Annotated in this window: 13 protein-coding genes and 1 tRNA gene; 7 read left to right on the top strand and 7 right to left on the bottom strand. The window is 53.4% G+C overall.

Annotated features, from left to right (window positions below):
* The first annotated feature begins 12 nt into the window (after positions 1-12).
* Positions 13-2,682, top strand: coding sequence for an EAL domain-containing protein (locus tag CWI71_RS08230; RefSeq protein WP_126754790.1), 2,670 nt, complete (start codon positions 13-15; stop codon positions 2,680-2,682).
* On the opposite strand, the gene CWI71_RS08225 is transcribed toward CWI71_RS08230, so the two are convergent.
* The 3 genes from CWI71_RS08225 to fadI are packed head-to-tail and all read right to left on the bottom strand — an operon-like array spanning position 2,679 to position 6,382.
* On the bottom strand, positions 2,679-2,876 hold the full coding sequence (locus CWI71_RS08225) for a hypothetical protein (RefSeq protein ID WP_126754789.1): 198 nt from the start codon (positions 2,874-2,876) through the stop codon (positions 2,679-2,681). The genes CWI71_RS08230 and CWI71_RS08225 overlap by 4 nt on opposite strands.
* Before the next feature lie 60 nt (positions 2,877-2,936).
* On the bottom strand, positions 2,937-5,072 hold the full coding sequence (gene fadJ, locus CWI71_RS08220; protein ID WP_126754788.1) for a fatty acid oxidation complex subunit alpha FadJ: 2,136 nt from the start codon (positions 5,070-5,072) through the stop codon (positions 2,937-2,939).
* Positions 5,072-6,382: an acetyl-CoA C-acyltransferase FadI gene (gene fadI, locus CWI71_RS08215; protein WP_126754787.1), complete on the bottom strand. Its 1,311-nt coding sequence runs from the start codon at positions 6,380-6,382 to the stop codon at positions 5,072-5,074. The genes fadJ and fadI overlap by 1 nt, the downstream gene beginning before the upstream one ends.
* 158 nt (positions 6,383-6,540) lie before the next feature.
* Between fadI and CWI71_RS08210 the strand changes: the two genes are divergently transcribed.
* From CWI71_RS08210 to CWI71_RS08185, 6 genes are read left to right on the top strand one after another with little or no spacing between them, the layout of a single operon-like run.
* Entirely contained in the window at positions 6,541-7,497 is a 957-nt protein-coding gene (locus CWI71_RS08210; RefSeq protein WP_126754786.1) for an AAA family ATPase, read from the top strand.
* 11 nt (positions 7,498-7,508) lie between these two features.
* Positions 7,509-8,474, top strand: coding sequence for a DUF58 domain-containing protein (locus CWI71_RS08205; protein WP_126754785.1), 966 nt, complete (start codon positions 7,509-7,511; stop codon positions 8,472-8,474).
* Positions 8,471-8,965: a DUF4381 domain-containing protein gene (locus CWI71_RS08200; protein WP_126754784.1), complete on the top strand. Its 495-nt coding sequence runs from the start codon at positions 8,471-8,473 to the stop codon at positions 8,963-8,965. Before CWI71_RS08205 ends, CWI71_RS08200 begins: the two co-directional genes overlap by 4 nt.
* Entirely contained in the window at positions 8,958-9,953 is a 996-nt protein-coding gene (locus tag CWI71_RS08195) for a vWA domain-containing protein (RefSeq protein ID WP_126754783.1), read from the top strand. The genes CWI71_RS08200 and CWI71_RS08195 overlap by 8 nt, the downstream gene beginning before the upstream one ends.
* The gene (locus tag CWI71_RS08190) at positions 9,950-11,794 is read left to right on the top strand and encodes a VWA domain-containing protein (RefSeq protein WP_126754782.1); all 1,845 of its coding nucleotides are present in this window, start codon (positions 9,950-9,952) and stop codon (positions 11,792-11,794) included. The genes CWI71_RS08195 and CWI71_RS08190 overlap by 4 nt, the downstream gene beginning before the upstream one ends.
* Entirely contained in the window at positions 11,788-13,584 is a 1,797-nt protein-coding gene (locus tag CWI71_RS08185; protein WP_126754781.1) for a BatD family protein, read from the top strand. The genes CWI71_RS08190 and CWI71_RS08185 overlap by 7 nt, the downstream gene beginning before the upstream one ends.
* A gap of 73 nt (positions 13,585-13,657) precedes the next feature.
* Here CWI71_RS08185 and ppiD read toward each other — a convergent pair whose 3' ends face one another.
* The 4 genes from ppiD to lon all read right to left on the bottom strand — a co-directional run bounded on the left by ppiD (position 13,658) and on the right by lon (position 18,671).
* Positions 13,658-15,550: a peptidylprolyl isomerase gene (ppiD, locus tag CWI71_RS08180; protein WP_126754780.1), complete on the bottom strand. Its 1,893-nt coding sequence runs from the start codon at positions 15,548-15,550 to the stop codon at positions 13,658-13,660.
* A gap of 112 nt (positions 15,551-15,662) precedes the next feature.
* A tRNA-Asp gene (locus CWI71_RS08175) sits at positions 15,663-15,739 on the bottom strand.
* 7 nt (positions 15,740-15,746) lie between these two features.
* Complete coding sequence (gene hupB / locus CWI71_RS08170) at positions 15,747-16,019, bottom strand: nucleoid-associated protein HU-beta (protein WP_126754779.1); 273 nt, start codon at positions 16,017-16,019, stop codon at positions 15,747-15,749.
* Positions 16,020-16,325: 306 nt separating this feature from the next.
* Entirely contained in the window at positions 16,326-18,671 is a 2,346-nt protein-coding gene (gene lon, locus CWI71_RS08165) for an endopeptidase La (protein WP_126754778.1), read from the bottom strand.
* Positions 18,672-18,907: the final 236 nt, after the last annotated feature.

The raw sequence follows: 18,907 nt of genomic DNA, 5'->3' as shown, positions 1-18,907 counted from the left end.
ATGGGATGAAACGTGCGCTTTAAGAGCATCTTAAGAAAGTCGTGGAGGACCCGTACCCGAAGCAACAGCTTCTTTGGGCGTTCCGCTATTTCTTTAAAGCCACGGCTGGCGTTGATGCTGTTCGGCGTGGCGCTGTCTGCTTCTGCTCTGGCACAACCCACGAATCCGGGCAGTGATTGGCGTGTTGAGCTCATTACCTTACGCGTCGCCAACAAACCCATTAGCGCCGATCAGCTTGATGATCGCAATTTACCGCAACTTTACAGTACCACTCAGCTTTACGTACCACGTATTGAAGAACCTCTTACCATCGAATTTGGCGCGCCCTATGCGCCCTCCGCGCAGAAGTTACAGTATCGCTATAAACTCGCCGGTTTTGATAAGGACTGGATCTACACCGACGCCGATTATCGCCGGGCTACCTATACCAATCTTGATTTTGGTAATTACAATTTCATGGTTGAAGCGTCACCGAATGGTAATTACTGGTTTGGTACCCGCTCCATTGCGCTGGAAGTCGCCGCGCCGTTATGGTTATCGCCGTGGGCTATTGCGTTTTACGCGGTACTGATTATTAGCATGCTGGTGGCTGTGGGCGCTATTATCAGCGCGCGGCGCCAGGCCATTCACCTGCTCCGTGACAGTGAAGAGCGACTTAAGTTAAGCCTGTGGGGCAGCGGCGACCAGTTATGGGACTGGCATATTGACAGCGACGAACTGCATCGTCACAACACCTGGCGGCAGTTGAAAACCTTCCCTGAGGACGGTATTCGCTTTGGTGACGAGGCAGGCAAATCAAATATTCATCCGGCCGACCTGCATAAAGTACAACGCGCGCTACGCCACTACCTTGAAGGTAAAACCGATCATTACGAACAAACCTACCGGGTCGCCTCAGGAAAAGGTTGGATGTGGGTGTTAGACCGCGGCAAAATTGTCACCTACGACGAACAGCAACAACCGAAACGGATGACAGGCACACTTAAAGATATTACGCCTCTGGTCACCGCCGAAGAACGTTTAAAAATGCTTGCCGCCTCGATTACCAATATTTCCGACGGCGTATGTATTTACGATGCACAATTTAAAGTGGTTGAAACCAACCAGTCCTTTAGCAAGATAACCGGCTATCGTCGCGATGATGTCATCGGTCGCCCGTTGCAATTTGCGCTTTACAGCCCTGACTATCTGGAACAGATCAAACAAATCGTGCAACAGCACGGTAGCTGGCACGGCGAGCTTGAAGACCTGCGCAAAGACGGCACGGTTTACCAGATTGAACTGACCTTTGACGCCATCCGTGATGAAAATAAAGAAATCAGCTACTACGTGGCGACCTTCTCAGATATTACTGACCGTAAAAACGCGGAGCGCGAATTACGTCGGTTATCCAACACAGATACCCTGACCGGACTACCGAACCGCTCTTACTTTCAGGTAAGTCATTCGAACCTGGTGCGCAAACGCATCATGCACGCGCTGCTGCTCTTTGACCTCGATGATTTTAAAAAGATTAATGACTCCCTCGGCCATGAAGTGGGCGACCACTTACTGATGCACGTGGCCGAACGCGTGGCAGAAGTCGGCAGAGCGCAGGATACCTTTTATCGCCTTGGCGGCGACGAATTTGTGCTGATGCTTGAGGACACCACCGACGTCCGCGTCATTACCTCCGCAGCCAAACGTATTCTGGAGAGCCTGTCGCAGCCGTTTCATATCAGCGGTCATGATATTGTCGTGAGCAGCTCCATTGGCATTGTGGTCTACCCCAGTGACGGCCAGTCGTCGCAGGAATTGCTGCAAAACGCAGACACCGCTATGTATCATGCAAAGAACCGTGGTGGCGCAACCTATCAGTTCTTTAACGAGTCGATGAACAAGAATGCGGTGCGCCGTTTGCAGGTTGAAAACCAGTTGCGTCACGCGCTACGTAATAATTATCTGCAGGTGCATTACCAGCCCAAAGTGTCGCTGCGAACCAATAAATTCGTTGGACTTGAGGCGCTGGTCCGGCTGGAAATTCCTGATGTCGGTATCGTCAGTCCGGCCGAGTTCATCCCGATGGCCGAAGAAACCGGCTTGATTATTGAAGTCGGTGAGCGGGTGTTACGTCAAACCTGTCGTGATATGCGCGAATGGGTTGAAGCGGGTGCAGTGGACGGCCGGGTCGCGGTCAACTTATCCGCGAAGCAATTCCTGCAACCGGATTTAGCCAAACAAATCACCACCATTCTCAAAGAGGAAAAGCTCAACCCAACCTACCTTGAGCTTGAGATTACCGAGGGTGTGGTGATGGATGATCCTGAACGCGCCATTGAAATTATGACCGAGCTAAATAAATTGGGCATTCATCTGGCGTTAGATGACTTTGGTACCGGCTATTCCTCGTTGGCGTACCTGAAACGCTTCCCGATTCAGACACTGAAAATCGATAAGGCCTTTATTGATGACATTAATGGTGCAGAGCGCGATCGCAACATGGTAGCGTCGATTGTCGCCATGGCACACAATTTAGGGCTGGATGTCGTTGCTGAGGGCGTAGTTGACCTGGAGCAGGCTAACACGCTAAGTAATCTAAAATGTGAGTTTGCACAAGGGTATCTGTTCGCTCAGCCGTTACGCCGCGACCAGTTTCTCGAGCATATCAGCACGACGCTTGCGACGCTTAAAAAGACAGTTTAATGGGGCTGCCAGAGCACGTTGTCACGTCCCATGGCACGCATCAGGGTTAAGCGTTTTTGCGAGATAAAAATCGGCACTACCATCGGTCCTAATAATAAGCCCGCCAGGCCCCAGCGTTTAGCACCCATCGCATTGCGTAACGCTTGTACATATAACAGTAGCGCAGACAACAAACTACACAGCGCAATTAACAAACCTACCTCCTGAACTGGCAGCCAAACCGTATTAACAGCCTGACTGCCAATGTACCTTATTCACGACTCCGGATAAAATTTGGCACCTTCGTCGGCCATCTCTACTAACAGTGGCGCCGGCTCGTAGCGATCACCATGCTCTTTTGCATAAGCTCGTAACTGCCCCACAACCTCAGCGCAACCCATGCTATCGATATAGCGGAACGGGCCGCCGCGGAATGGTGGGAAACCGATGCCGTAGATAGCACCGATATCACCGTCGCGCGGACTGCGGATAATATCTTCGGCAAGACAGTAAACGGCTTCATTGAGCATCAAAAATACCGTGCGCCGAGCAATTTCACCGGCCTGCAGTTTACTTTCAGGTTTTACCCCAAGCAGTTCATAGACGCTGCTGTCGACCTCTTTGCCAGGCTTTTTGCCCGAATACGAGTAAAAACCTTTTTTGTTCTTTTTGCCTTTGCGGTCGTCATCAAGCAGTTTATCAAAAGCCTCAGGGGCACGAAAACGGTCGCCCAACTCATCTGCCATAATCGGCGCGACTTTCGCAGCAATATCAATACCTACTTCGTCCATCAGCTTGATCGGGCCCACCGGGAAACCAAATTTAACCAGCGCCTGGTCGACATCGTCAATTGGCTCACCGGCGAGTACCAGTCGGGCCGCTTCGTTCATGTAAGGCGCCAGAATACGATTCACATAGAAACCAGCGCCGTCTTGCACCACAATCGGTGTTTTACCTTGCTTCTTTGCCAGCGCAACGGTGGTTGCAATGGTTTCATCGGACGTTTTGGCATGCGTGATAATCTCTGCCAGCGGCATTTTATCAACCGGTGAAAAATAATGTAAGCCGATGACATTTTCCGGCCGTTTTGCCTTTGCCGCGATCTGCGTAATAGGCAGGCTTGACGTATTGGTAGCAAAAATCGTTTGCTCTTTCGCGTTGGCCTCAATGTCGGCAACCATCTTCTGCTTCAGATCAAGGTCCTCAAACACCGCTTCAATCACCACATCGGCACGCTCAAAGCCACTGTAGTCAAGCGTTCCGCTTAAGCGCAGCATGGTCTTTTCGAGTTCCGCGCGACGCATATGCTTGCGTTTGACCTTCTTATTCAGCAGGTCGTAGCTATATTTCATTGCGTGCACAATGCCGTCTTCTTTAATATCTTTAATACGCACCGGTAGTTCAGCTTTGACCGCCGTCACATAGGAGATACCGCCGCCCATCAGGCCGCCACCTAGTACGCCTACGCGCTGCAATTCGCGTGGCTTGGTGTCACCTGCGCCGGATTCTTTTTTCATCGCCGTGGTGGCAAAGAAAATATTGCGCAACTGCTGCGACTCCGGCGTCATCGCCAGCTCGCCAAACTGCCGCGCTTCATACTGCAGACCTTCTTCAAACCCATGGTCAGCACCATAGGCAATGGTATCGACAATCTTATCCAGCGCCGGATAATTGCCTTTACCCTTGGACTGCGCCTGCTCACGCGCCTTTTTGAAAATAATACTGCGGCCGAAGCTGGTTTTTTCCAGGGCCTTGTTAAACAGGCTCAGCTTGGCACGGCGCACTTTCGCTTTGCTCTTCAGTGCTTTTTCAACTGCAGCGTCAAGCAAAATACTGTCCGGCACCACTTCATCGACAATACCTTTCTTTTTGGCCTGCTTAGGGCGTAATTCCTTGCCGGTCAAAATAAGTGGTAACGCCTCCTGAATACCGACCAGCCGCGGCAGGCGCTGCGTACCACCTGAGCCTGGTAACAGTCCCAGTTTGACTTCCGGTAAGCCTAATTTGGTCTTTTCCGAGTCGGTACAAATACGGTAGTGACAGGCCATGGCGAGTTCCAGGCCACCACCTAAACAGGCGCCATCAATAGCGGCAACCGCAGGCACTTTCAGTTGTTCAATGCGATCGAACATGGCCTGTCCCTGCCGCGCCAGACTCTCAGCGTCTGCAGCATTGTCACAGTCATCAATCATGCTGATATCGGCGCCGGCGACGAAGGATCCCGGTTTATCGCTAATAATGACCACACCTTTCAGATCATCGAGCTGCTCAAGTTTATTCAGTACCTCACTTACTTCATCAGCGAAGCTGGACTTGAGGGTGTTCATTGACTCGCCCGGCACGTCGATGTGAATCACGGCGACGCCATCGTCACGGGTTTCGAGGGTAAATGCGCGTTGCTTATCACTCATTAGTTACTCTCCAGAATCATTGCTGCACCAAGTCCGCCTGCTGCACAGGCCGTGGTAAGAGCGGTTCCGCCGCCGCGGCGCTTCAGTTCCCGCAAGGTTTGGGTGATCATACGCGCGCCGGTAGCTGCGAAGGGGTGTCCGTAAGCAATGGACCCGCCCAGTACATTGAATTTAGTCATATCGATTTCGCCAATGGCTTCACTGCGACCGAGTTTTTCCTCGGCAAATTTCTTACTGGCGAACATTTTTACATTGGCCAGGGTTTGCGCGGCGAAAGCTTCATGCATATCGATCAGATCAAGATCGCTCAACTTCATGCCGGCGCGATCGAGCGCCACTGGTGTCGCAAATGAGGGTCCCATCAGCATATCTTTTTCAACACCAATGGCACTGAATGCATAGCTTTTTATGTAGCCCAGCACGTCGTAGCCTAACGCCTTAGCCCGACTCTCGGTCATCAGCAAGACCGCAGCGGCGCCGTCGGTCAGCGGTGTGCTGTTTGCGGCCGTGACCGAACCGTGCTTACGATCAAATACCGGGCGTAGTTTGGCGTAGCTGTCGAGCTTACTGTCACTGCGAATGGTGTTGTCACGACGTAAGAAGTCCTCGTAAGGCTCGGCATAAGCTGTCATGACCTCATCGTCAAGTTTTCCGTCCTCCCAAGCTTCTTGCGCCAGCGTATGCGAGCGGTGCGCCAACGCATCCTGATCAGCTCGGTCAATGTCATGGGTTTTGGCCATCTGCTCAGCGGTATCCCCCATGGTCATGCCAGTGCTGTATTCTGCAATCGCCGGCGGTACCGGCTTCAAATCTTTAAAGCTGAGGCGTTTTAAAATTTTCAGACGCTGGCCGAGGGTTTTGGCTTTATTTAAGTCAACCAGGGCAATCGCCAGTTTGCGGGTCACACCAATTGGCAGTACCGAGGACGAGTCCGCGCCACCGGCAATACCGCAACTGATATTTCCGGCAAGCATCGATTCAAGGATGTTCACAGTGGACTGAAAGCTTGTTGCGCAAGCACGCGATACACTATAAGCGTCAGTGCTGACCGGTAAACTGGTGCCCAACACGATTTCGCGCGCAATATTGGGCGCGGATGGCATCTGCACCACCTGGCCAAAGACCAGTTGTTCAACCTCGTCGCCACTTAGTTCATAACGATTGAGCATTTCCTGCACCACCATTTTGCCCAGGTCCAACGCTGGAATACCATGAAAGTAACTGGCTTGTTTGGCAAACGGCGTGCGTAAGCCTGCAACCACGGCGATGCGGTCGCCCTTTGGCGTAGTCAATTGCTGACGTGACGTCATGTTTCACTACCTCTGTCCGTTAAATGGGTTGATTTCTGATCTGGTCAGACCTCACGATTTATTACAAATTCTAGCGGGTTCATCCCAAGAATTAAACTGTTGTTTTCGGTAAAGTACATACTTAGAGTATAGACACAGCTACCACATTAGGGGTCAACATGGCTGCAGAACAATTCCAAAGCCTGAGAAATTATCTGGACAGTCAGGTACTCGGGCAGTCCGAGTTTACCGAAAGTTTATTGATTGCCATACTGGCTGACGGCCATCTGTTGGTCGAAGGCCCGCCAGGGCTTGCTAAAACCCGCGCGGTGAATGCCCTGGCCAAGGGCATTGAAGGTGACTTCCATCGCGTGCAATTCACCCCCGACTTACTTCCTGCTGATTTGACCGGGACGGATATTTATCGGCCCGAGACCGGCGAGTTCGTATTCCAGCAAGGGCCATTATTTCATAATGTCATTCTCGCGGATGAGATCAACCGCGCCCCGGCAAAAGTGCAGTCGGCGTTGCTTGAGGCCATGGCAGAGCGACAAATTACCGTGGGCCGGACCACTTACCCCCTGCCCAACCTGTTTATGGTGCTGGCGACCCAAAACCCGCTGGAGCAGGAAGGTACTTACCCGCTGCCCGAAGCGCAGCTGGACCGTTTTTTAATGCAGCTGAATATCGACTATCCCGCGGCTGCGACTGAACTCGACATTTTGCGTCTCAACCGCGGCGAAGAACTGCATGGTCAGGTTGCCATGCCAACCCCGCTGCGTCAGGAAGATATTTTTAACGCCCGCAAAGAGGTGCTGGAAATATTTATGGACGAGACGGTTGAGAATTACCTGGTGCAACTGGTTATCGCCTCGCGTCAGGCTGAGCATTACTCCACTGACCTGGCGCGCTGGTTAAGTTACGGCGCCAGTCCGCGCGCGACGATCGCACTGGACCGCTGCGCACGAGCGAAAGCCTGGCTCAGCGGCCGCGACTTTGTCACGCCTGACGACATTCAGGCAGTATTCGGCCACGTCATGCGTCACCGCATCATCCTGAGTTATCAGGCCGAAGCTGACGGCGTCACCGCCGACCAAGCCTTGCAGCTGATCTTGCAAGAAGTTCCCACACCCTGATCAAGGTGGCTATGGTTAACGTCAATGAATGGCTCCGGCAGTGGCATAGTGACGGCGTTGCGGTCGGCATCGCTGAGCTTATGTATTATCGCAGCAAGGCCGCGGCTTTTGCCCGCCATCGTAAGCTACATCCGCCGAAAGCACAGACCGGCGCGTTACTGAGCAAAACCCGCGGACGCGGCATGGAATTTGACGAAGTCCGGCATTACCAGGCCGGCGACGACGTTCGCGCCATTGACTGGCGCGTCACCGCGCGTACCGGGAGTCCGCACACCAAGCTTTTCCGTGAAGAGCGCGAGCGCCCGGTGCTATTTGTCGTTGACCTGGCAGCATCACAACACTTTGGCAGTCAACTTACCTTAAAAAGCGTACTTGCCTGCCATCTGACTGCGGCGCTGGCCTGGCTTGCGGTCCAACGCGGGGATCGTGTGGGGGCCCTCATTGGTCATCCTACCCGGCATGTCGAGCTACGACCTCAGGCACGTCAGCAAGGCGCCTTGCGGATTCTGCATAGTCTGGTCGAAATGCAAAACGAAAGTCTTGCGTTGTGGCGCGACGCCGATGCCTCTGCGGCAGTTACTGCGGTGCCCCTGGACGACCTGTTACGGCGCGCGCAACAGCTTGCAAAACCGGGGACCATCATTCATATCATCAGTGACTGGCAGGGCTTTTCTGACGCTACACAGCTGTTACTGCAAACCTTGCAACGTCATAATTCATTGCAGGTGCTACAGTGTTCCGACCCGCTGGAGAATCGACTCCCCGAGGAACTAGCCCAGCAGGACATCGCCATCAGCAATGGCCGTCAACAGCGCCATTTTGCCGCCGGCGATCAACAAGCGCGCGAGCATTATGTGCGCGAAGTGTCGCAACAGCAGCAGGAGTTATTACTGCAACTGCAACAATTGGGTCTTGAATTACGCCAGTTCAGTGCGGCCCGCCCGATTGAAGAACAGTGGCCGGAGGTAATGTTGTGATCGATACACCCGCGCTGCAGGAGATGCAGCAGATTATCGCACCACCCGCCGCACACTGGTGGCCGCTGGCGCCCGGCTGGTATCTGCTCGGCGCCCTGGTGCTGGCGATACTGCTGGGTTGTGGCTATGGTTTAGTTGCCAGCTATCGCCGGCGTCGCATGCGGCGCGCCGCATTGCGCCAGTTACATCCGGGCATGTCGATTAATGCTATCAATCTGCTGCTGAAGCAGACAGCGCTCGCCTACTTCCCCGCGCATCAGGTGGCGGGCTTGTCAGGTAACCGTTGGCGCGACTTTCTGCTTGCCCAATTGAACGAGCGCCAGGCCGCCAACTACTACGATTTGTTGGTGGAAGCTGAACACGCCGCGTTCCAGCCCGAGCGCCAGCGCGCACCGGCACTACAACAGCAATACTATGACTTCGCCCGACACTGGTTAAAGCAGGCCTTGCCGCCAGCCAAAAAACAGCGACACGGAGGTGACCATGATTGAGTTTGCCTGGCCGTGGCTTACGCTGGTATGGTTTCTCGCCCCTTTGCTCTGGTGGTTACGGCGCGCCCGGCAAAAACAGTTTTCAACACTTATATTACCGCGCGCCTTGGGTGGCGGTGGCACGCAGCAGACAACCGCGCGGCGCTATTGGCCGGCCTTATTGCTACTTATTATCTGGTCTTTACTGATTCTCGCGCTGTGCCGCCCACAGTGGCTGGGCGAACCGGTTCAGATTCGCAGTGAAGCACGGGAGATGGTGCTGGCGGTGGATCTGTCCGGCAGTATGGAAATCGCTGATATGCAGATTGCAGGGCGTGAAGTGAATCGTCTGACGATGGTCAAACATGTCGTCAGCGACTTTATTGAGCGGCGCAAAGGCGACAAAATGGGTCTTATTCTGTTCGCTGATACCGCCTATGTGCAAGCGCCCATCACCTATGACTTAACCAGCGTCCGGCAAATGTTGGAAGAAGCTGAGTTACGGCTGATTGGCGAGCGCACAGCGATTGGTGATGCCGTGGCGCTAGCGGTCAAGCGCTTTCGCGATAACGAAGAGAGTAATAAAATTCTGATTTTACTCACCGATGGTCAAAACACCGCTGGCAACGTCTCACCTGAGCAGGCGCGCCAGTTAGCCAGCTACTATGGGGTTAAAATTTACGCCATCGGTGTAGGTGCGGATGAAGTCATCGTTGACAGCTTCTTCGGTAAGCGTAAGGTCAACCCCAGTCGTGATCTTGACGAAGCAATGCTGCAGGGCCTGGCGCAGGCCACCGGTGGTGAATATTTTCGCGCCCGCAGCACCGAAGAGCTCGAGCAGATTTATCAGACCCTCGATGCCTATGAGCCGGTGAGCGGCGATGAGCAGTTACGCCGTCCGCAAACTGAACTCTTCTATTGGCCTGCAGGTATCGCGCTGGGACTCTTCACATTACTCTTTATTATAACCTCGCTGTTTCAGCAGCGCTGGCGGAGGGCTGCCTCATGAACCTCTCCGCTATATTGAACGAGTTTCATTTTATCCGCCCCTGGTGGTTGCTTGCGCTGACGCTGGTGGCCATTGTCATCGGTATACTCTGGCGCCGGCGCGGCAGGCAATCCGGCTGGCGTCAGGTGGTGGCGCCACATCTGGCTCAGTTACTAGTCGTGGACAGCGGTAAGGCTTCGGGACAGTGGCGTATCTGGTTGCTGCCGTTGGCATTGAGCCTGCTGATACTGGCACTCGCCGGACCAACCTGGGAACGTAAGCCGCAACCGGTATTCCAGTTACAGGCGGGTCAGGTCATTGTGATGGATGTCTCCCAATCCATGCTTGCCACTGATGTTGCGCCCAACCGTCTGACCCAGGCACGTTACAAGGCAATGGCGTTGGCCAATGAGCAACTTGACGGCGAAACAGGACTGATTGCCTACGCGGGTGACGCCTATGTTATCAGTCCACTGACATCGGACTCGGCCAGCTTAAGCAACCTGATTCGCGCGCTGCGGCCCGATATTATGCCGGTCCAGGGCAGTTATCCGCTGGCGGCGCTTGAGCTTGCGGACCGTTTGTTACGCGAAGCTGGCTACGCCGAGGGGGATATTTACTGGTTCACTGACGGTATTGATACCCGTGATCAACAAGAGATCACCCAATTTGTCCGTCGCCATCCGCACCGGCTGGCGATTCTGGGCGTCGGTACTGCACAGGGCGCACCTATTGAACTTGCGGACGGTAAGCTGTTACGGGACAGTACCGGCGAGATAGTGATTCCGAAAATGGTGCCGGGCCGGTTGCAACAATTTGCGCAGCTCAGTAATGGCCGCTTTACCCAGGTCCGCCAGGATCAGGAAGATATTCTTTATCTGAGTAATATGGAACCATTAAGCCGCGAAGGCAGTGATAACGAGGATCAACAAGGCGACGCCTGGGTTGATCGAGGCCCGTGGCTGCTGGCAGCAGCCCTAGTTTTTATGTTACCTCTGGCACGACGCGGTGTCTTATTGAGTGGTATGTTGCTCATCAGCTGTGGCGCATTACTTATGCCAACAATTGCCTATGCCCAGCAAGCGCCCACGTCGCCCGCTGAGCAAGAAGGGTTAGAGTGGCATGAGCAATTATGGCAAACCCCTTACCAGCAAGCGGATGAAGCATTGCGCAATGAAAATTATGACCGCGCTGCAGCAATTGCCGAGGATCCCTGGCAGCGGGGAACTGCCAATTATCGCCGCGGCGCCTATGAGCAGGCGTTACAGGACTTCTCTCAGGTTGACAATGCGCAGGGGTATTACAATCAGGGCAATACACTGATGCAATTACAGCGCTTTGACGAAGCGGCCAATGTTTATCGTGAGGCACTGCAACGTGACCCCGAGCTTAGTCAGGCACAGGCGAACCTTGAGCTGGCCGAACGCCTCGCCGAGCAACAACGTGAGCAACAACAGCAACAGCAGCAGGGACAAGGCGAAGGTCAGGGCGAACAAGAGCAACAGCAGCAACAAGAGGGCGACGGCGAACCGCAGGAATCGCAGCCGTCGGGCTCACAGAGCGAAGCACAACAACAACAACAGCAGCAACAAAGTGGCGAGGCAGAACAACAACCGCCCGAAGGCCAGGATGCTGAGACTGAGGCGCAACGAGCGCAGGATGCAGCGGAGCAAGGCGAACCGCAAAACCAGCAGGGCATGCCCAGCGCCGAGCAACTTAGTGAAGAACAACGCCAGCAAATGGAAAACTGGCTCAATCGTATTGAAGACGACCCGGCCTTTCTGTTACAGCGCAAAATGGAACTTGAAGCGCGCCGCCGGGCCCGCGAACGTCCGCCGCAAGGAGTTGATAAACAGTGGTAAATCAAATACGTTTCCTGTCGATTGCAGCCTTAAGCGTTGCCGCGCTTTGCCTCAGCTCGATAGCCATGGCGCAAACCGACACGGCACCGACGCTGTCACTGAGCGTGAATAAGAATCCCGTGGCCAGTGGTGACACCTTTATTCTGACCCTCACCGTCAGTGAGCTGATTGAAGATCGTGAGTGGCGCCCGGCCGAGGTCCTCACCGAGTTTGACGTCATGGGCACCTCCAGCAGCAGTACCACACAAATCATCAACGGTGAAACGTCGCGCGAGAAAACCTTTCGCAGTGTGGTGAGAGCACCGCAAGAGATCGGTGACTACAGTATCGGCCCGGTAGCGCTGGCCGGTGGCGAAAGTAATCAAATTACCCTGCAAGTCGTCGCCGCAGACGCCGCAGAGCTAACCGAGCAACGCGATGCCTTCATGCGCGTCGAAATTGACCGTGATGAAATCTACGTGCAGGAGCAGGTGGAACTGACGACCAAGCTTTACCTTGCTGCGAATCTGCATAGTGGCAACATTATTCCCCCGCAGCTTGAAGATGCTGATATCCGCCAGGTTGGCCGCGACGTCGATAGCACTGAGGTGATTGACGGGCGCATGTTCCAGGTGTTCCAGCGCAGTTTCGTGGTCATTCCACAACGCTCCGGCGCGCAGGAAATTCGTGGCCCGGTCTTTCAGGGCCAGATAAACGTGGAGAGTAACCGCACCCTCTTCCCCAGTTTTTCTTCAACCAAGTCGGTGACCACCGCCGCCACGAATTTACCAATTGAGGTGCTGCCAATCCCCGCCGGCTGGCCCGCTGAACATACCTGGTTGCCAGCCGAACTGGTTACCTTGTCAGTGGCAGTTGGTAACGAAGGTACACAGCAGCCCGATGGCGAGACCTTGCAAATCACCCAGGGCGAACCCTTAACACTAACCTATCGCTTAACTGCGGTGGGACCGCTGGCAGATCAGTTGCCCCGACTTGACGAACTGGTGCGGCAGTTAGATGTGGGTGACGCCAGTGTTTATCCGGAAAGCCCGGAATCAGCTATGAACCAGCGCAACGGTCGTCTGGTTTCACAACAAACGTTACAGGTAGCGATCATTCCCCATAGCCCAGGGACTTTGACCGTGCCTGCCTTGCAAGTGCCCTGGTTCAATACCCAGTTGCGGCAGCAGCAGATGGCAAGTGCTCCGGCGCAGCGTATTGAGGTCGCCCCCGGCAGCACGACCGGGCGAATCGCGCCTGCTGATGGCCCTGACCGGGGTCCAATAAGCGGTGACGCGGCCCAACAGTCACAGCCTGGCAGCCAAAGTGCTACCGCAGGTGATACCGCTGAAGGGATGGCCGAGATACGCAACCTGCAGCTGTGGCAGGCGCTGACCGGTATCTTTTTGCTACTCTGGCTGCTGACCCTGGCCTGGCTCTGGCGACGTCGTAAAGCGCCCGTCAGCAACCAGGAGCCTTCAACAACTCCAGCTCCGCGGCAAGATCTGAAAGCGATTAAACAGGCATGCTTGAGTAATGACGCAGCAGCAACCGAGCGTGCCCTGAAAGAGTGGATGCGTATTCATCTGGGGCTCGCCGGACAGTTGGACGCCTTAGGGGATTATCTCGGTCATGCCCCCTTGCGCAGTCAGCTGGCGCACCTGCAGCGCGCGCGCTTCGCAGCGTCCCCTCAGGACTGGCAAGAAGGTAAAGCCTTATGGCGGGCATTAAAGTCCGCCCTGCAAGGCTTTAATGAGCCTGATAAAGCAACTAACAAACCCCGGTTACCGGAACTTTATCCGCCATCCTGACTACTGAATAAAAAAACGCATCCAACTGGATGCGTTTTTTAGTGTCCGGTGAGGACTGCAAAAAGCGGTAAACTTATTGCTGTTCAGCGTTATCCTTCCCTAACAGAATTTCGATTTCCGCTTCAGCGCGTAGTGCATTCACCACCGCCTGATAGCTTTCCTGCATGTAGCTGTTGATTAACTGCTCCTGCAGTTGCGCCGTCTGCGCTTCATTCACTTCGCCTTGTTGCATGCCGGTCAATGCGACCACGGCAACACTTCCGTTGGCAAGATTCGCAGTGCCGACACTCATACCATCAGCAGCGGGTACGCTCAGCTCAAACAAGGTCTGCACCACGGCGCGTGGTTGGCTTGGTGCCTGGCGGCCGACATTATCAAGTGCTTTAAATTCAGCAGCAGTGGCTTCGCCAGCGCGAAGTTGCGCCACCAGTTCGTCCGCAGCCTGTTGCGCCATTTCCTGCGCCTGTTCATGACGTACGTTTTCAACTACCTGATCACGGACTTCACTGAGGCTCTGGATGGTCTCAGGTTTATGCTCAAGCACGCGCACGACTACAGACTCAGTATCACTGACTTCAATGAGCTCACTGTTCAATTGCTCGTTGATCAGTTGATCGCTGAATACCTGAGTCAAAACTGCAGGGCTATCCAGAGGTGCTGGCGCACTGTTACGGCTGAAGAAGTCGGTTTCCCGGGCTGGCAGACCCAGCTCTTCAGTAACCGGTGCAAAGGTATCAGGAACCTCAAAGGTTAATTCTGAAACTTGCTGCTGCAGCTCATAATAACGTTGCGTGACGCGCTCTTCCTGAAGCTCGGCGACAATTTCAGCACGCACTTCAGCAAATGGTGTGACTGAACCTTCTTTAATATCGGTCAGCTTAATAATGTGATAGCCAAAGCTGGTTTCTACCACACCAGTGATGTCCCCAACATTTTCCAGCGCGAAGGCAGCTTCTTCAAAGTCAGCGTCCATGGTGCCACGCTCAATGAAGTCAAGATCGCCGCCTTGCTCGCCTGAGAAAACATCGTCTGAATATTGCTGCGCCAGCTCGGCAAAATCAGCGCCTGCCTCAAGCTCCGCCAAAATTTCACTGGCTTGCTCACGCGCAGCCGCTTCATCTTCACCGGCTTCGATCAGAATGTGCGAGAAGCGATACTGAGGCGCTGTTGAATAGTTATCGATATTACCTTCGTAGTAGGCACGAATTTCTTCTTCATCAATGGTGATCTGCTCGGCAATACTACCAGCATCAATCAGCACATAAGCAACCTTCACCTGCTCAGGCACGGCGAACTGCTCAATGTTATTGTTGTACCAGTTCTCAACCGCAGTCTCGTCTACCTCGACCTGGTCAATATAATCGGCCAACGCGAACTCCGCATACTTACCGCTACGCGTCTGACCAATCAGGCGCTGCGTGGCGTCAACTTCACTTGGTAAAACGAATTCAGAAGAGACGATGCCCTGAACGAACTGTTGTGTCACCAGGTCACGACGTACAACGCGGGCAAAACCGTCGGGCGTGTAACCCAGGCTGCGCAACGTCGTCAGGTAGAGGTCGTTATCGAACTGCCCGGCCACCTTGAAGCTTGGAATATCACGAATCGCCGCTTTCACCTGTTCGGCCGATACGCGCAGACCGCGTGCGGTTGCTGCTTGCTCCAGTAATTTTTGATTGACCAGATCAGTGACTACGCGCTGACGCAGTTGCTGAGTGAAGCGCGGATCACGCGCCAACTGGTCGTAAAAATCACCCAACTGTTGCTGTTGACGTGCGCGCTCATTTTCCACAGCCCGGTCAAATTCTGCCTGCGTAATTTCTTCCCCGTTCACCAGCGCTACCGCAGGAGCTGGCTGATTTGCGATATAACCGCCAATGCCTGCTAATGCGAAAGTGAGCGCGATGAGCACAAGAAAGACTTTTACCCAAAAGCTTTGTGACCCTTCACGAATCCTCTCCAACATAATCGTCTCTTAACCTCAAAAAATGTTCTGTTTTTAACCGCGCGTTATTCTATCCCATTACGCGGAAAAAAAATAACCCGAAGACATGCTTCGGGTTACTTTCGCTATTCGCTGGCGGAACGGACGGGATTCGAACCCGCGACCCCCGGCGTGACAGGCCGGTATTCTAACCAGCTGAACTACCGCTCCGCAGTGATTAGTTTACTGAATCTTTCAGTGCTTTACCGGCTTTGAAAGAAGGTACTTTAGCCGCAGCGATTTGAATCGTCTGGCCAGTTTGTGGGTTACGACCAGTGCGAGCAGAACGCTCACGCACTGTGAAAGTGCCGAAACCTACTAATTGTACTGAGTCACCTTTCTTTAACGCGTCACTTACCGCGTCGATAAAAGAGTCCAGAGCTCGACCTGCAGCAGCTTTAGAAATTTCTGCTCCCTCTGCAATTTTGTCAACTAACTGAGACTTGTTCACAGTATCATCCCCTTAGATTGTTATTATCAGATTTTGCTTGGTTCCATTAGCTTTTAAATGGGCCAGCGAAGGTTATAACAAGCTTGAACAGTCTGTTCAAGCGATTCAACAGGTCCCCGACTACTTTTACGTTTCCCTGTCGTTCAAGTGCCACGTCAGGCGGGTATTGTAAGGTTGCCCCTGACCATTCACTTTGACTCTAGGCTACCACAAGATTTTCGATTGAGAACCCTTTTTCATAAATTTTTTGACGAAAGAATGCGGCCTGCAGCGATGTTGTGCGCTTGCAGGCCGCATTTTACCGTTTTAGCCGGCTTTTTTGCCGTCAGGTTGGCGCTCCAGCGCCACTGCCAGCACTTCATCAATCCATTGTACCGGGTGGATAGTGAGGTCATCTTTAACGTTGTCACGGATTTCCTCAAGGTCACGTTCATTGTCCTTAGGGATAAGAACGTGCTTAATGCCACCCCGGTGGGCTGCCAGCAGCTTCTCTTTCAGACCGCCAATTGCCAGTACCTCACCCCGTAACGTGATCTCACCGGTCATCGCCACGTCAGCACGCACTGGGATCTGCGTCAGCGAGGACACCAGCGCGGTCACCATGGCAATACCGGCACTTGGACCATCTTTTGGCGTTGCTCCTTCCGGTACATGCACATGGATGTCACGCTTCTCATGGAAGTCGTCAGTAAGTCCGAGCATGTCCGCGCGGCTACGCACCACTGTGAGCGCCGTCTGGATGGACTCCTGCATGACATCCCCAAGCGAGCCGGTGGAAGTGATCTTGCCCTTACCGGCGACGTTCGTTGCCTCAATCGTCAACAAGTCACCGCCGACTTCCATCCACGCCAGGCCGGTCACCTGACCAATCTGGTTGTTCTCTTCGGCTTTGCCATAATCGTAGCGTTGCACACCGAGATAATTTTTCAGATTGGCCTGGCTGATCTCGACTTTCTTGATACTTTTATCCAGCACGATCTCTTTAACCGCTTTGCGGCACAAGCGCGAAATTTCACGCTCGAGATTACGCACGCCTGCTTCGCGGGTGTAATAACGAATAATCCCGAGAATCGCGTCGTCCTTAATATCCAGCTCTTTATCTTTCAGGCCGTTACGGTCCAGCTGCTTCGGCAACAAGTGTTGCTTGGCAATATTCAGCTTCTCGTCCTCGGTATAGCCTGACAAGCGGATCACTTCCATCCGGTCGAGCAATGGTCCGGGAATATTCATGCTGTTCGAGGTGGCAACGAACATAACATCGGACAGATCATAATCGACTTCCAGATAATGATCGTTGAAGTTGACGTTTTGTTCCGGATCCAGCACTTCAAGTAGTGCCGATGCCGGGTCACCGCGCATGTCCGAAGCCATTTTATCGATTTCGTCCAGCAGGAACAGTGGGTTACGCACCCCTACCTTGGCCATCTTCTGGATCAATTTACCCGGCATTGAACCAATGTAAGTACGGCGATGGCCGCGAATTTCGGCTTCATCACGCACCCCACCTAACGCCATACGAACGTATTTACGTCCGGTGGCGCGGGCAATCGACTGTCCCAATGAGGTCTTACCGACCCCTGGCGGTCCCACCAGACACAAGATAGCGCCGCGGACCTTGCTGGTCCGTTGTTGCACGGCAAGGTACTCAAGAATACGTTCTTTTACTTTTTCCAGACCATAATGGTCGGCATCTAAAATTTTCTCGGCATTGGCCAGATCTTTTTTGATCCGTGAACGCTTTTTCCACGGTACCGAAACCATCCAGTCAATGTAGCCGCGTACCACCGTTGCTTCCGCTGACATCGGTGACATCATTTTCAATTTTTGCAGCTCGGCCCGCGTCTTCTGTTCAGCATCTTCCGGCATTTTGGCTTCCTGGATTTTGTTTTCCAGCGCCTCAAACTCATCCGGCCCCTCTTCCATTTCACCCAGCTCTTTCTGAATCGCTTTCATCTGCTCATTCAGATAGTACTCGCGCTGGCTCTTCTCCATTTGCTTCTTCACGCGCGTGCGAATGCGTTTTTCCACCTGTAACAGGTCGATTTCGCCTTCCATCAATGCCATCAAAAACTCAAGCCGCTCGCGCACATCGGTAATTTCCAGTACCTTTTGCTTATCGTTCAGCTTCAACGGCATATGCGCAGCCATGGTATCAGCCAGCCGGTCGGCTTCTTCAATACCAGATAGCGAGGTCAGCACCTCCGGCGGAATCTTTTTGTTCAGCTTTACATAGCCTTCAAACTGATTGATCGCCGAGCGGATCATGACCTCTTCTTCCTTCTCGGGCATTGCCTCCGACTCAAGGTAGTGCACTTTGGCGCGGAAGAAGTCCTCGCTGTCCTCAAATGCATCAATAGCGGCGCGCTGAGCGCCCTCGACCAGTACTTTCACCGTGCCGTCAGGCAGTTTCAGTAACTGCAGGATATTCGCTACAGTACCAATGCCATGGATATCTTTTTCTTCCGGCTCATCAATGCCAGCGTCTTTTTGCGCCGACAGGAAAATCTGTTTATTATTTTCCATCGCTGCTTCGAGGCAGCGGATTGATTTTTCACGACCGACAAACAGTGGAATAACCATGTGCGGATAAACCACCACGTCGCGCAACGGTAAAACTGGAATACTCAGGTGTTCAACCCGTTCTTCACTCATATTTGTCTCCAGATTCGTGACTTCATGTCAGATAGTTTTATCTTACTCTCTAATATGAGGCCCTGCAGGGAAAGTTCAATGTTTTGCACAAAAAAAGGGCCTTAACGGCTAATGCCGATCAGTTAAGAAATATTTTAGCGATCGCTTGACCGATCCTCCCAATAGATCAGAATCCGTAGTTAGTTAACACTGGCTACGGATTTTTTTATGCAACTTACTACAGCGCTGGCAATGGC

The sequence above is a fragment of the Pseudidiomarina insulisalsae genome (assembly GCF_003987065.1).
Lineage (GTDB): Bacteria > Pseudomonadota > Gammaproteobacteria > Enterobacterales > Alteromonadaceae > Pseudidiomarina > Pseudidiomarina insulisalsae.
Note: the sequence above shows the minus strand (reverse complement) of the source record. Positions and strands in the feature narration are given on the sequence as shown.